Below are 11,870 nucleotides of genomic sequence, written 5' to 3'. Positions count from 1 at the left end.
GGATCGAAAATCGAAGTTTCAGACCAACGGCTCGAGCAGGTCTTCGCCCGCATCGAGCAACTCCTCGATCCGCTCCTCGTCGCTCGCTTCGGCGTACACTCGAAGCACGGGTTCGGTTCCGCTCGGCCGCACGAGAAGCCACGAGCCGTCCTCGAGCAGGAGCTTGAAGCCGTCCGCGGTGTTTACGTCCTCGACCGCCGTCCCGGCGACCGTCTCGGGGATTTCCTCCTCGAGATCGAGCAGAACGCGCGCTTTTTCTGATTCCGGGCAGTCGACGCTGACCTTGTCCTGCGCGACGGTGCCGTGGTCCTCGAGCAACCGGTCGACGCGGTCGTCCAGCGGTTCCTCGGCGTGCATCGCCGCTGCGAGGAGGGCCATCAGGACGCCGTCTTTCTCGCGGACGTGGTCGCGAACGGTGAACCCGCCGGACTCCTCGCCGCCGACGAGGGCGTCGTGGTCGGCCATCGCCTGAGCGACCCACTTGAAGCCGACCGGAACTTCGTGGACGGATTCGCCGTGTGCGTCGGCGACCCGGTCGATCAGGTAGGTCGTCGACACGGTTCTGACCGCAGCACCGTCGTTCGACTCGAGCAAGAAGTCGTAGAGTGCGGCGAAAAACAGGTTTTCGTCGAGGTACCCTCGCTCGGGCGTGACGATCGCGAGACGATCCGCGTCGCCGTCGTTCGCGACGCCGAGATCGACGTCGGAATGGTTGTCATCGGGGTCGCCCGAAACGATCTCGATCAACTCCTCGAGGTTCTCGGGTGCCGGTTCGGGGCCGGTTCCGCCGAACTCGGGGTCGAGCTCGCAGCGCAGTCGTTCGACGGACGCACCGGCGCGCTCGAGGAGGGAATCCGTCGTTCCCCGACCGCTTCCGTGCATCGCATCGTAGGCGACGGTACGCTCGGAGAGGTCGGCGGATGCACCGGTCGTCTGCTCGAGAACGTCCGTCGCAGCCTCGGCGTGCGAGTCGACGAAATCGACCTCGCGGACGGAACCGTGCTCGGCTTCAGGAAGCGGTTCCGGTTCGGCGAGTCGGTCGGCGACGGCGTCCATCACGTCCGGGAGCGCGGGTGCGCCGTCTTCGGGAATGAACTTGACGCCGTTGTACTCCGGCGGATTATGCGAGGCGGTGACGACGAGTGCGCCAGCGAGGTCGCGGTCGACGATGGCGTGGGCGATCAGCGGCGTCGGTCGGTCACGCTCGCTGAGCAGAACGTCGTACCCGTTCGCACAGAGCACGCGGGCGAGTTCTTCCGCGAACCCGCGCGAGGTTTCGCGAGCGTCGTACCCGATCGCGACGGGAGCCTCGAGCCCTTCGTCGCTGAGGTACGTCGCAACTGCCTGTCCGACCATCCGCACACGGGGTGCGGTGAACTCCTCGAGCGTCGCCCGCCAACCGTCGGTTCCGAACGAAATCGTCTCCATAGCGCGAGTATCAGCGGCCGGTGCGAAAAAAGCGACGACGCGCATCCGTTTCGAAGAATCGGCGGTTGGAAACGTAACACTGAATATTCGAACGGTCGCCGAGTCACCTCGAATACTCTCTCGGTCGGCTCAAGGGGGTCTCGGGCCGACGGGACTTCGACTCGCAAATTCCGCCCGAGCGGCGATGGCGTTTTCACACCCGGGCTGGTAACCCTCCCTATGACTGGTGGTCCCTCCGTCCTCGCCGTCTCCGGCAGCCTTCGGGACGAGAGTTACACCCGGACGGCGCTCAAGTACGCCCTCCGGGCCGCCGAGGAAGCGGGTGCACAGACGCGTCTTCTCGACCTACAGGAGTACGACCTCCCGCTCTACGACCCGGATATCGATGGGCAGGGAGACGGCGTGGAAGTCAAGCGACTCGTCCGCGAGGCGGATGCCGTCGCGCTCGGAACGCCAGTCTATCACGGCTCGTACTCCGGCGTCCTGAAGAACTTTCACGATTACTGCGGGTTCGACGAGTACGAAGACACCACCGTCGGACTCCTCGCGACCGCCGGCGGCGGCAGCTACGGCTCGACACTTGACCACCTCCGCATTACCGTCCGAGGCGTTCACGGCTGGGTCCTCCCCCATCAGGTCGGACTCCGGAGCGCGTCGGGGAAGTTCGAGGCCGACCCCGACGCGATCGACGGAAGAGCGTTCATCGACCCGAGCCTCCAAAATCGCGTAGAGAAACTCGGACGGATGCTCACCGAGTACGCGTTCATCGAACCCGACGTAAGTTCGCCGCGGACGGCGAACACGGACGACTGACGATCCCGCTCTCTGTAACGCTTCGAGATCCGATTACTCGAGGCCGACGAGTCGTTCCTTTTCGGTCCGCGAGCACTGTTTTATCTCGTACTCGCGCGACATCGCGGCCGACTTCGAGTCGTATTCCTCGTGATAAACGAGCTCGACGGGCGTCCGTGGTTTCGTGTACTTCGCACCCTCACCCGCGTCGTGTTCGGCAACGCGGCGCTCGAGATCCGTCGTATAGCCCGTATAGAGACTCCCGTCAGCACACTCGAGGACGTAAACGACGTGATCGCTCATCGAGTATGGATTTGGCGAGGGGACCAAAAAGCGTCCGGACCCCGGATGGGTGACTCGGGATAGTTCGGTGCTCGAGCACCGGTCGTGTTTGCGCTCGCTGGAGCAGATTCAGACGCGCCGAGCACGTTCTCGCGCAGCTTCTGCGATTCCTGCGTTCGCCGAGCAGCTCGTACACGCGTGGACATCGCCGTGTTCGTCTGCAAACACGCGAACGAAGCGTTCCGACACGTGCGCGCTGCAGTGGTTACACTCTGGCATAGTTCTCCGGCGTTTGCCGGTAGAACGAAATAGTCGTCGATACGCTAAATAAGCTTCCCCTAACACAGTCTCGAGTTTCGAAAAGAGAAAGATATTATTCCAGTATCCATTATTCGGTACGCTCTGTGGAGCCCCTCACGCGTCACTTGACCGAGTGACGGCTCTATCAACAGCCTGTGCGATCAGCGTCGCCTGCGCCCCGGCGACGAAGCCGGCGTCGATGTTAACGACCGAGAGGACGGTACAGGACTGAAGCATTCCAGCCAGCGCTGCCCCGCCGTCACCGCCGTGCCCGTAGCCGCTCGAGACGGGAACCCCGATTACGGGAGCGTCGATCAGTCCGGCGACGACCGTCGGTAGCGCACCTTCGCGACCGGCGGCGACGATTACGATGTCCGCGGTCCGCAATCGATCGACCTGGTCAAGGACGCGATCGAGTGCGGCGACGCCGACGTCGTCGATCCGGTCGACGGTCGCTCCCGCGCCTTCGCAGACGACTTGTGCTTCGTCCGCGACCGGTCCGTCGACCGTCCCCGCGGTAACGATCGCGACTCTCGCCTCGAGCGACGGCCGTTCGTACCCCGATGTCTGGATGAGGACCGACGTACTCCAGCGTTCGATGGTCGCGTCGGGTTCGGCATCGTCGACGACGGACTCGAGCACCTCGAACTGCTCGTCCGAGATTCGCGTAACGAGCGAGCGTCCCGTCGTTTCGAGTGCAGTCGCCGCAAGCGACGCGACCGATTCGGGCGATTTTCCCTCGGCGAAAATAGCTTCGGGAATGCCGCGTCGTTGTCGTCGGGTCGCATCGAACCGCCCAGCATCGTCGGTGACGTACCCAGCGAGTTCGGCTTCGGCCTCGACCGGAGAGAGCGAGCCCTCCGCAACGGCCTCGAGAAGTTCGCGCATATTCGTTCTCATCGGCGCACCTACTCGAATCCGTCGACACTCGCCGTGAAACGACCCGAGGACCGCGCGCGAGCAGGTCTTCGGGGTATATAGCCGATCAAAGACCGATCGAAAATTCATCGGACATATATTTTCCGGTGAGATCAGGCGTCGGAACCGACGAATTGGCCCCTGCAGACCCGGTATTGGCGGTAGTAACCGAAACAGTTATAAGAGGTAAACGGAAACGAACATTCCGTATGGCAGATCTGATCGTCAAAGCCGCCGTCAAAGAAGCGCTCGATGATAAGAACGTCGCCTCGGACTTCTACGAAGCACTCGACGAGGAAGTCGACGAGCTTCTCGAAGACGCCGCACGACGTGCCGAAGCAAACGACCGGAAGACGGTCCAGCCCCGCGACCTGTAAGGATCGCCCGCTAAAACTTTTTATTGACGCTACAGCCGAGAGCGACGGCACTACCGTTCGTCGTTCCGTCGCAACTACGTTGCTCGTATCGACAACCGACTCGAGCGAAAGCAAGGAGACAGAAAAACGACTGTGGGCAGTTCAGTCCCGGTGGTTTGGGAAAAAACGCCTCAGCGCTGGCGTCGTTCCTCGAGGTACTCCTTGGTCCGCCCGAGGACGACGTAATCGGTTTCCTGAAGCTCCGCGATCGACGCCGAACCCGTGACGAACATCGCCGTCCGAAGCTCGAGCGAGAGCGTTTCGATCAGGTCGACGACCGCGTCGGTGCCCTGTCCGGCGGGGGCGAGAAACGGCTTCGCCAGTCCGCCGGCTCGAGCGCCCAGCGCGATCGCTTTCGCGATGTCGAGCCCCGATCGAACGCCGCCGCTGGCGACGACGCAGTCGTGGGATTCGGCGGCCTCGAGCGTGCTCACCGCGGTCGGCACACCCCATGCACGGAACAGCTGGCCGATTTCCTCCTGTCGATCGGCACCGACCGCGGCGGCGCGATAGGATTCGATCCCGGACCACGTCGTGCCGCCCTTCCCGGCGACGTCGATGGCGTCGACCCCCGCCTCAGTGAGTCGCCGGGCAACGTCTCTTGAGATCCCGTTGCCCGTCTCCTTGACCACCACGGGGACGCTCAGTTCGTCGGCGACGCGCTCGATCTCCTCGAGACAGCCGCGAGCGTCGATGTCGCCCTCGGGCTGGACGGCTTCCTGCAGGAAGTTGAGGTGGATTGCCATCGCGTCCGCCTCGATCATGTCGACGGCGCGTTCGACGTCCGCGACGTCGTACTCGAGCAACTGTGCGGCCCCGACGTTACCGTAGAGGAAGGCGTCAGGTGCGACGTCTCGGACGACCGTGTAGGACTCGAGCAGGTCCTCGTCGGTGAGCTCGAGGCCGGCGCGTTGGCTGCCGACGCCCATGGCGATCCCCGTCTCTTGGGCGGCCTCGGCGAGCGCTCGGTTGAGCTTCGTCGTGTTCGGGTGGCCGCCGGTCATGCTCTCGATGACGATCGGAGCGGCCAGTTCGTGCCCGAACAGCGTCGTCGTCGTGTCGATTTCGTCGCGATGAATCTCGGGAAGCGCGTCGTGGACCAGATCGATATCGGCGAATCCCGTCCCCGACGTCTCGACGTCTTCCTCGTGAATGATGCGAATGTGGTCGTCTTTCCGGTCGGAAGTCTCGGGCATCGGTTCGTCTCTACTACGGCAGTTACAACACGGGATTGAAAAGGTGTCTGTTCGGGGTGGGGGTTCTGTCAGGGAACCTCACCTACGGGATTGGGGCGTGTCCAGCTGCCGGAGACGCTTTTGGTGAGTGGCACCATACAGCAATTATGAGACGACTCCTGCTCGTCGCCGTCGGTCTCATCCAGATGGCCGTCCCGAATCGAATCATCGCCACCGCGGAACCCCTCGCGTTCGAAAATCCCGACGAGGGTCAACTTCAGCCGTGGACTGTTCCGATGGCCCGACTCGAGGGACTGGTCTTTTGTTGGCTCGTCCTCACTGGGAAGGCGAAAGCGCCCGCGGTGAGTCGGACTATCGGTATCATCGGCATGCCGGCGTTTCTCTTCCCCCGACGGTTCGTCACGCTCGCGCTGGGGACGGCCTACGAGAATCCCGACGACCTCGAGTTGAAACCGTGGGTCGTCCCCGCGACGCGAGCACTCGGCGTGTGTTACGTCGCAATCGCGTTGTTTTCGGGGCGAGCGAAAGCCTCCTCGAGTGTAGAGTGAGGTAACCTCTCAGAACGCGAGAAAGACTCGAAAGAAGGAAAGAGGCAATTCTCGAGGCGAAACGAAGGGGTTCGAGACGGGGTCGAGTGGAAACGAGGGGGTTCGACGGAGTGGAAAGGGTGAATTCGACGAGACTACTCGAGGGACGGATCGGTCACGCGAGAGCCACAGGGCTGGGCGCGGTGTGCCACCGGCCCGGCGCTAGTGACGACCAGTACAGGGTCGCCACAGCGTGGACAGGGCGAGCGCACCGAGTCGTCTTCTGAACTCGATTCGATGGGCAGTCGGTCGCGAGCTCGACGCGCCATTAGTCAGCGACGACGGCGACCTCACTCACGACGAAACCCGAAACGTCGTCGACGTCGTAGGCTATTGATGTGATGGACTCCGACAGACGTGCTACTAGATAACCCATATTGGTCGCCGAGGTGCGATATCCGACTTCCAGAAGTGAGTGGTTCCGAACCATCGTAGTGAGTCTCTCCACGCTACTCAATTATTTTATCTCGAGATAGACTTATTGCACTAGGGCAGGAAGGGATGAGTATGACCGAAGACGCTCCCGGAATCGACGCCTGGAAAGCCCAAACGAGCGCGTTCGATAGGGTCAGATCGGTCGCGGAAACCATCGCCCAGCCCCGTCCAGCGCCAGACATCGCGGAGGAAGCCCACGTCGCCGAAAATACCGCGAGGAATCATCTCGAGCGGCTCGCGGAGATGAACGTACTTCTAAAAACTGACCGCGACGGCACGACGTTGTACGCGCCGGACCCGCTCCACACGCGGATGCAATTGCTTCGCGATCTACTCGATTCGCACGACCGCGACGAACTCATTCGGTTGAAAGCCGATCTGCAAACGGAGATCGAAACGTGGCGCGAGGGGTATTCGGTCGATTCGCCGGACGAGCTCCGCGGACGCGCCGCCGAAACGGACGAATCCGAAGAAACGCGGGCCGTCCTACAGACCGCGAACGACTGGGAACTCGTCCGATATCGCCTCGAGGCCGTCGAAGACGCCATTGAGAACTACACGACCTACACTCGAGACACTCGCGCATCCGCATAGGATGGTCGGTAACGACCGTTCGTACGATTCAACACAGGCGTCACACCGGGCGCTTCGAGGTATTCAGCGCGAACTCGATCGACACCCGGCCGTCGCCGCGGTACGCGGGTTTCCGTCGGGAGAGTACACGAAAGTCGTGGCGGACATCGCGATAGACCGTGTCGAGTTCGACGCGGATTCGGCAACGCTCACCGTCCGCTGGTTCGCCGGCGAGACCGACTCCGACCGGCCGGAGTTTTCCTTTCACTACAGCGACGACACGGGAGACTTCGGTTGGCACCATCATCCGCAAGAACACGTCGAAGGGTGGGGACACTTCCAGGAGCGGAGTGACTCCGAAACGGCCTACACGTACGAATCTCACACGTTCTCTTCGAGAAATCCGACGCGAGTCGTTTGGGAAGCACTGTCTCGGCTCACGACCGAACTCGAGGCCGAGTGAAACGGATGGGGACCAGACGAATCAGGCGAAAAGAACGATGAGGATCGCGACGATGAGGAGTTCCCCGCCGACGAGGATCGCCAGAACGATCCACTCCATGTTTCGGTCGAGCCAGCCGCCGAAACGCGCTCGAGCGGACTCCTCCGCATCCGCCGCGGCGTCGGTCTCCTCGTACCGTTCGGGCGCGTACTCGCTCGCGACGGTCCACCCCGATTCGGCGTCGAACGACGCCGGAATCCGCGAGCCGATCAGCTCCTCGAGGTCGAGCGGCGAAGCGCCGGCCACCTCGAGAAACCGGAGGAATTCCTCGCACTCCTCGAGCGAGCCGTGTTTCGGGCCGTCGAAGTACTTCGTGAAGTCGGTGTCTCCGTGGGGCGTCTCCATCTCGACGGCGATCGAGGAACTGCCCTCGGGCGAGGAGACGTCGACGACGATCAACTCGTCTTCCATGTCGTTGCGGTAGGCCTCCTCGAGTTGCTGTTTGACCGATTCATCGACGGTCCCGACGGGCGGCTCTCGAGCCGTGTCGTTGACGCTGTCCGACGCTTCGATCTCGGCGTCTCGGTCGTCCTCGATCGTTCGACGTGCCATTCGCTCACTAGTACGACGGAGGGAAGAATAAGCGTACAGGTCGTCGACACGTCCGACCGGGAGGAAACGGTCGGGGTGGCCGGGTACCAACGGCCACACCGATCGCTCAGTACTCCTGAACCTCGACGCCCGCCTCGGTGCCGATGTAGGTCGCGTCCGTCTGCCCGACGAACAGTCCGTGCTCGAGGACACCCGGGATCGACGCGAGTCGGCTCGCGAGGCGCTCGGGTTCCTCGATCCGGCCGAACGAGCAATCGAGCACGAGATTCCCGTTGTCAGTCACGACAGGGCCGTCCTTGCACTCGGCCTCCCGAAGGGTCGGTTCGCCGTCCAGTTCCCGAACGGTGTCGGCGACGACCGAGTGGGCGTCGGGCACTACCTCGAGCGGAACCGGTCCCTCGAGCCGGTCGACGAGTTTCGAGGGGTCGGCGACGACGACGAACCGATCCGCCGCGGTGTCGACGAGTTTTTCCCGCGTGTGGGCACCCCCGCCGCCCTTGATCAGGTCGCCGTCGCCCGCGTCGGACCTGTCGAGTACCTGTTCGGTGCCGTCGCCGGTTTCGACCACCTGATCCGCGCCGTCGATGGCGAGGTCGACGCCCGAGACGGCGTCCAGCGAGGTAAGCGGAATCTCGACCTCGAGTGCAAGTTGACGAGATTGAAAGGACGTGGGAATGGCCCGAACCTCGAGTCCGTCCGCGACCCTCTCGCCGATCGCCCTGATCGCGTGGGCTGTCGTGGAACCGGTTCCGAGCCCGACGACGAACCCGTCTTCGACCTCCTCGGCGGCGCGTTCGCCCGCCCGGCGTTTCGCCTCGTCGGAGCCGCCAGTGCGCTTCATGTCTCGAGCACTGTGGGGAGTCGGCAAAAACGTTGCACCTCCGGTCGAGCAGGGCCGGACGACGGGGAACACGAAACATCGCGGCCCTCGGAAAAAACCCGCGAAGGTTTTTCGCCGGAGGTGTTGAGGGGATCACTATGTCGAATACGGGGGCGGACTCGAATCCGGAGACAGACCCGACCAGCGGCACACACCCGAACGCAGGCACTGCGGTCTCTCTCGAGAACGTTCGCAAGACCTACCAGCTCGGGGAGCCGGTCCACGCGCTCGACGGCGTCTCTCTCGACGTGCCTCGAGGATCCTACACCGCGATCATGGGACCGAGCGGCTCCGGAAAGTCGACGCTAATGAACCTCGTCGGCTGTCTCGATACGCCCACTGACGGGTCGGTCGTCGTCGACGGCCGAGACGTGAGCGGGTTGTCGGGGCGCGAACGAACCAGCCTCCGCGGCACAGAGGTCGGCTTCGTCTTCCAGACGTTCAATCTCATGCCGCGGCTAAACGCCCTCGAGAACGTTGCGCTCCCCCAGTTGTTCCAGGGCGTTTCCCGAAGCGGTCGACGCGACCGAGCGCGCGAACTCTTAGAGCGCGTCGGGCTGGGCGACCGAACGGATCATCTCCCGAACGAGCTTTCGGGCGGCCAGCGCCAGCGGGTCGCGCTCGCTCGAGCGCTGGTGAACGACCCGGCGATCGTGCTCGCGGACGAGCCGTCGGGGAACCTCGACACCGAGACGGAGTCACAGGTGCTCGACCTCTTCGCCGAGTTCCACGGCGGCGGGACGACGATGATCGTCGTGACCCACGAGCGCCACGTCGCCGAGCGCGCCGAGCGGATCGTCCACTTGCTCGACGGCGAGATAGAACGGGTCGAAGAACTCGAGGGAGGGAAATAATGCGGCCGCTCGAGAGTCTTCGCCTCTCCTGGCGCTCGATCGCGGGTCACAAGCTTCGGTCCGGACTGACGATGCTGGGGGTCATCATCGGCATTGCGGCGGTGATCGCGTTCGTCACGCTCGGCGCGAGCCTGCAGGCCGGCGTCATCGGCGACATCAGTCCCGACGACCAGCGCAACCTCTACGGCTGGGCGGCGGATCCCGACGTGGAGGCCGGTCCGGGTGCCGGCGCACAGCCGGTCTTCAGCCAGGACGATCTCGACGCCGTCGGCGAACTCGAGGACGTCGAGGCGGCCTACGGCTACGCGCCGTTACAGACTCAGACCATCAGCGACGGGAATGAGACGGTGCCACAAGGCGATGGCGTCGTCGCCTCGGGCTCGTCGTACATCCGGGCGGACACGCTCGAGGCGGGCGAGCAGTTCGAGCCGGGTGAGGAGCAAGCGGTGCTCAATCCCGCGGCGGCCGGCCAGTTCGAGGAGGACGTCGAGGTCGGCGACGAGCTCACGATCACGCTGTTGACCGGCCAGCAAATCGAGACGGAGGTCGTCGGCATCACGGATACCTCCGAAGGGTTGAGTCCCTTCGAGGGATTCGAGAACTCGCCGCGGGTCTACGTCCCGACCGAGCCGTACTACACTGAGCAGGCGGCTGAGATGGGCGGCGGACAGCAGGACGAAAACGGGCAACAAGCTGAAGGAGGAGCGCAAAACGAAGCGGGACAACAAGACGGAGAAGCGCAACAAGACGAAGCGGCCGACGACGCCTGGTTTACCGCCATCATCGTCGAAGCGGAGTCAACCGACGAGGAGGCGATCGAGGGCGCTCGAGACGCCGCGACGACCTACCTCGAGAGCGACGAATCGGACGCGAGCGAGTTCCTCGGAGACGATCTCGTCGTGTCGCTCGAGACGAGCACGGAACTGCTCCAGCAGCTACAGGACATTCTGAGCCTGCTCCAGAACTTCATCGTCGGCATCGCGGCGATTTCGTTGCTGGTCGGCTCGATCGGCATCGCGAACATCATGCTGGTGTCGGTCACCGAGCGAACGCGAGAGATCGGGATCATGAAAGCCGTCGGCGCACAGAACCGGGACGTCCTCGGGCTCTTCCTGATGGAATCGGTGATCCTCGGGTTAGTGGGGGCGATACTGGGAACCGCACTCGGGTTCGCCACGGGCTATCTCGGCGCGTGGTACATCGGGCTCCCGCTGGTCTACCCGCTCGAGTACGTCGCACTCGCCGTCGTCGTCGGGATTCTCGTCGGTATCGTCTCGGGACTGTACCCCGCCTGGCGAGCGGCGCGGACGGATCCGATCGACGCGTTGCGCTACGAGTGAGCGCCTATCGCTCGGCTCCGATCAAGAGTCGAATCGGCTGTCGTCCCGAGGATCGACTTCGTCGGCAGGGTTGTCGCCGTCCTTTTGTGCCCCGGCTCGATCGCCGTTGGTGTCCCTGTTAACTGGAGGCCGGTCCCGATCCCAGTAGGAGTCCGACTCGTGGTCGTCGATCCGGTCGCCATCGGACGGGCCGAATTCGTCGTCCTCGAGCGGGCCCACGTCCGGATTCGAACGAGCGGTGGGTTCGGAATACTCGTCCGCGGACGAACGACTCGGATCGCGAGCCGCTTTCTCGTACCCCAGCGTTTCCCGAGCGGAAGCGTGTTTTTCGGGGTACTCGCGCGCCAGATACGCACCGATGAGACCGCCGAACACGGAGAGTCCCACGACGTAGACGAAAAAGCCGCCGGCGAGGACGCCGAGAACGAGCAAGCCGACGGCAGCTCCGCTCGCGGGCATCCCGACCACTCCGAAACCAAAGCCGAATAGCACGACGCCGACCATCGCGATACCGGCCATCGGCAGGAACATGATCAACCCCGAGAGCGCGCCGGAAATCGCACCGTCACGACCGTCCGTCCCCTCGAGGAACCCGGCCGCAGCACCGCCGAGAATCGTCGAAAACGGGATGAACGAGAAAACGACTGCGACGAGCGCACCGATAACCGCGTTCACGAGTGTCCGTCCGGAAACCATACTTAGGCCTCTAAAGGGCAAGCACCGAGAAAAAGACAGGGGATAAAACAGACAGCGAGACAGGGGCTCAAGTGAGCGGGACAGCCGGAAAACACGACCGCTGGAAATCACCCTCCTCC

The 11,870-nt window shown here is 63.4% G+C and carries 15 protein-coding genes; 7 read left to right on the top strand and 8 right to left on the bottom strand.

Annotated features, from left to right (window positions below; translation table 11 throughout):
* Nucleotides 1-18 precede the first annotated feature (18 nt).
* Nucleotides 19-1,428 (bottom strand): phosphohexomutase domain-containing protein, encoded by a 1,410-nt coding sequence (locus ACZ5C7_RS07830; protein ID WP_464375774.1) that lies wholly within the window; start codon nt 1,426-1,428, stop codon nt 19-21.
* A gap of 219 nt (nt 1,429-1,647) precedes the next feature.
* Between ACZ5C7_RS07830 and ACZ5C7_RS07825 the strand changes: the two genes are divergently transcribed.
* On the top strand, nt 1,648-2,241 hold the full coding sequence (locus ACZ5C7_RS07825; protein WP_464375773.1) for an NADPH-dependent FMN reductase: 594 nt from the start codon (nt 1,648-1,650) through the stop codon (nt 2,239-2,241).
* Nucleotides 2,242-2,274: 33 nt separating this feature from the next.
* Here ACZ5C7_RS07825 and ACZ5C7_RS07820 read toward each other — a convergent pair whose 3' ends face one another.
* The 3 genes from ACZ5C7_RS07820 to larB all read right to left on the bottom strand — a co-directional run bounded on the left by ACZ5C7_RS07820 (nt 2,275) and on the right by larB (nt 3,690).
* Nucleotides 2,275-2,523: a GIY-YIG nuclease family protein gene (locus tag ACZ5C7_RS07820; RefSeq protein WP_464375772.1), complete on the bottom strand. Its 249-nt coding sequence runs from the start codon at nt 2,521-2,523 to the stop codon at nt 2,275-2,277.
* A 108-nt stretch (nt 2,524-2,631) separates the two neighbouring features.
* A complete protein-coding gene (locus ACZ5C7_RS07815; RefSeq protein WP_283836627.1) occupies nt 2,632-2,781 on the bottom strand; it encodes a DUF7563 family protein in 150 nt (49 codons plus the stop codon).
* A 135-nt stretch (nt 2,782-2,916) separates the two neighbouring features.
* Nucleotides 2,917-3,690 (bottom strand): nickel pincer cofactor biosynthesis protein LarB, encoded by a 774-nt coding sequence (gene larB, locus ACZ5C7_RS07810; protein WP_464378412.1) that lies wholly within the window; start codon nt 3,688-3,690, stop codon nt 2,917-2,919.
* 239 nt (nt 3,691-3,929) lie between these two features.
* Between larB and ACZ5C7_RS07805 the strand changes: the two genes are divergently transcribed.
* A complete protein-coding gene (locus ACZ5C7_RS07805; RefSeq protein ID WP_005578700.1) occupies nt 3,930-4,097 on the top strand; it encodes a DUF1931 family protein in 168 nt (55 codons plus the stop codon).
* 170 nt (nt 4,098-4,267) lie between these two features.
* Here ACZ5C7_RS07805 and fni read toward each other — a convergent pair whose 3' ends face one another.
* Complete coding sequence (gene fni, locus ACZ5C7_RS07800; RefSeq protein ID WP_464375771.1) at nt 4,268-5,332, bottom strand: type 2 isopentenyl-diphosphate Delta-isomerase; 1,065 nt, start codon at nt 5,330-5,332, stop codon at nt 4,268-4,270.
* Nucleotides 5,333-5,478: 146 nt separating this feature from the next.
* Between fni and ACZ5C7_RS07795 the strand changes: the two genes are divergently transcribed.
* The 3 genes from ACZ5C7_RS07795 to ACZ5C7_RS07785 all read left to right on the top strand — a co-directional run bounded on the left by ACZ5C7_RS07795 (nt 5,479) and on the right by ACZ5C7_RS07785 (nt 7,390).
* Nucleotides 5,479-5,880, top strand: a complete 402-nt coding sequence (locus ACZ5C7_RS07795; RefSeq protein ID WP_464375770.1) for a hypothetical protein — start codon at nt 5,479-5,481, stop codon at nt 5,878-5,880.
* Nucleotides 5,881-6,426: 546 nt separating this feature from the next.
* Nucleotides 6,427-6,948: a DUF7342 family protein gene (locus tag ACZ5C7_RS07790; protein ID WP_464375769.1), complete on the top strand. Its 522-nt coding sequence runs from the start codon at nt 6,427-6,429 to the stop codon at nt 6,946-6,948.
* Nucleotide 6,949: 1 nt separating this feature from the next.
* Complete coding sequence (locus tag ACZ5C7_RS07785; RefSeq protein ID WP_464375768.1) at nt 6,950-7,390, top strand: hypothetical protein; 441 nt, start codon at nt 6,950-6,952, stop codon at nt 7,388-7,390.
* Between the two features lie 21 nt (nt 7,391-7,411).
* On the opposite strand, the gene ACZ5C7_RS07780 is transcribed toward ACZ5C7_RS07785, so the two are convergent.
* The gene (locus ACZ5C7_RS07780) at nt 7,412-7,981 is read right to left on the bottom strand and encodes a hypothetical protein (RefSeq protein ID WP_464375767.1); all 570 of its coding nucleotides are present in this window, start codon (nt 7,979-7,981) and stop codon (nt 7,412-7,414) included.
* A 106-nt stretch (nt 7,982-8,087) separates the two neighbouring features.
* A complete protein-coding gene (gene rpiA / locus ACZ5C7_RS07775; RefSeq protein WP_464375766.1) occupies nt 8,088-8,822 on the bottom strand; it encodes a ribose-5-phosphate isomerase RpiA in 735 nt (244 codons plus the stop codon).
* A 137-nt stretch (nt 8,823-8,959) separates the two neighbouring features.
* On the opposite strand from rpiA, the gene ACZ5C7_RS07770 reads away from it, so the two are divergent.
* A complete protein-coding gene (locus tag ACZ5C7_RS07770) occupies nt 8,960-9,715 on the top strand; it encodes an ABC transporter ATP-binding protein (protein ID WP_464375765.1) in 756 nt (251 codons plus the stop codon).
* Nucleotides 9,715-11,055 carry an ABC transporter permease gene (locus tag ACZ5C7_RS07765; protein ID WP_464375764.1) on the top strand — a complete coding sequence of 447 codons (1,341 nt, stop codon included), beginning with the start codon at nt 9,715-9,717 and terminating at the stop codon, nt 11,053-11,055. The genes ACZ5C7_RS07770 and ACZ5C7_RS07765 overlap by 1 nt, the downstream gene beginning before the upstream one ends.
* Nucleotides 11,056-11,076: 21 nt before the next feature.
* Here the strand turns inward: ACZ5C7_RS07765 and ACZ5C7_RS07760 are convergent, their stop codons facing one another.
* Complete coding sequence (locus tag ACZ5C7_RS07760) at nt 11,077-11,751, bottom strand: DUF5518 domain-containing protein (RefSeq protein WP_464375763.1); 675 nt, start codon at nt 11,749-11,751, stop codon at nt 11,077-11,079.
* Nucleotides 11,752-11,870 lie beyond the last annotated feature (119 nt).

The organism is Halostagnicola alkaliphila, from assembly GCF_055379965.1.
Note: the sequence above shows the minus strand (reverse complement) of the source record. Positions and strands in the feature narration are given on the sequence as shown.

Bases quoted from the DNA above. Each gene is read 5' to 3' on its own strand.
- ACZ5C7_RS07815 (WP_283836627.1), bottom strand. From the start codon at position 2,781: ATGCCAGAGTGTAACCACTGCAGCGCGCACGTGTCGGAACGCTTCGTT.
- ACZ5C7_RS07785 (WP_464375768.1), top strand. From the start codon at position 6,950: ATGGTCGGTAACGACCGTTCGTACGATTCAACACAGGCGTCACACCGG.
- ACZ5C7_RS07780 (WP_464375767.1), bottom strand. From the start codon at position 7,981: ATGGCACGTCGAACGATCGAGGACGACCGAGACGCCGAGATCGAAGCG.
- ACZ5C7_RS07805 (WP_005578700.1), top strand. From the start codon at position 3,930: ATGGCAGATCTGATCGTCAAAGCCGCCGTCAAAGAAGCGCTCGATGAT.
- ACZ5C7_RS07765 (WP_464375764.1), top strand. From the start codon at position 9,715: ATGCGGCCGCTCGAGAGTCTTCGCCTCTCCTGGCGCTCGATCGCGGGT.
- fni (WP_464375771.1), bottom strand. From the start codon at position 5,332: ATGCCCGAGACTTCCGACCGGAAAGACGACCACATTCGCATCATTCAC.
- ACZ5C7_RS07830 (WP_464375774.1), bottom strand. From the start codon at position 1,428: ATGGAGACGATTTCGTTCGGAACCGACGGTTGGCGGGCGACGCTCGAG.
- ACZ5C7_RS07790 (WP_464375769.1), top strand. From the start codon at position 6,427: ATGACCGAAGACGCTCCCGGAATCGACGCCTGGAAAGCCCAAACGAGC.
- ACZ5C7_RS07795 (WP_464375770.1), top strand. From the start codon at position 5,479: ATGAGACGACTCCTGCTCGTCGCCGTCGGTCTCATCCAGATGGCCGTC.
- ACZ5C7_RS07820 (WP_464375772.1), bottom strand. From the start codon at position 2,523: ATGAGCGATCACGTCGTTTACGTCCTCGAGTGTGCTGACGGGAGTCTC.
- ACZ5C7_RS07825 (WP_464375773.1), top strand. From the start codon at position 1,648: ATGACTGGTGGTCCCTCCGTCCTCGCCGTCTCCGGCAGCCTTCGGGAC.
- larB (WP_464378412.1), bottom strand. From the start codon at position 3,690: ATGCGCGAACTTCTCGAGGCCGTTGCGGAGGGCTCGCTCTCTCCGGTC.
- ACZ5C7_RS07760 (WP_464375763.1), bottom strand. From the start codon at position 11,751: ATGGTTTCCGGACGGACACTCGTGAACGCGGTTATCGGTGCGCTCGTC.
- ACZ5C7_RS07770 (WP_464375765.1), top strand. From the start codon at position 8,960: ATGTCGAATACGGGGGCGGACTCGAATCCGGAGACAGACCCGACCAGC.
- rpiA (WP_464375766.1), bottom strand. From the start codon at position 8,822: ATGAAGCGCACTGGCGGCTCCGACGAGGCGAAACGCCGGGCGGGCGAA.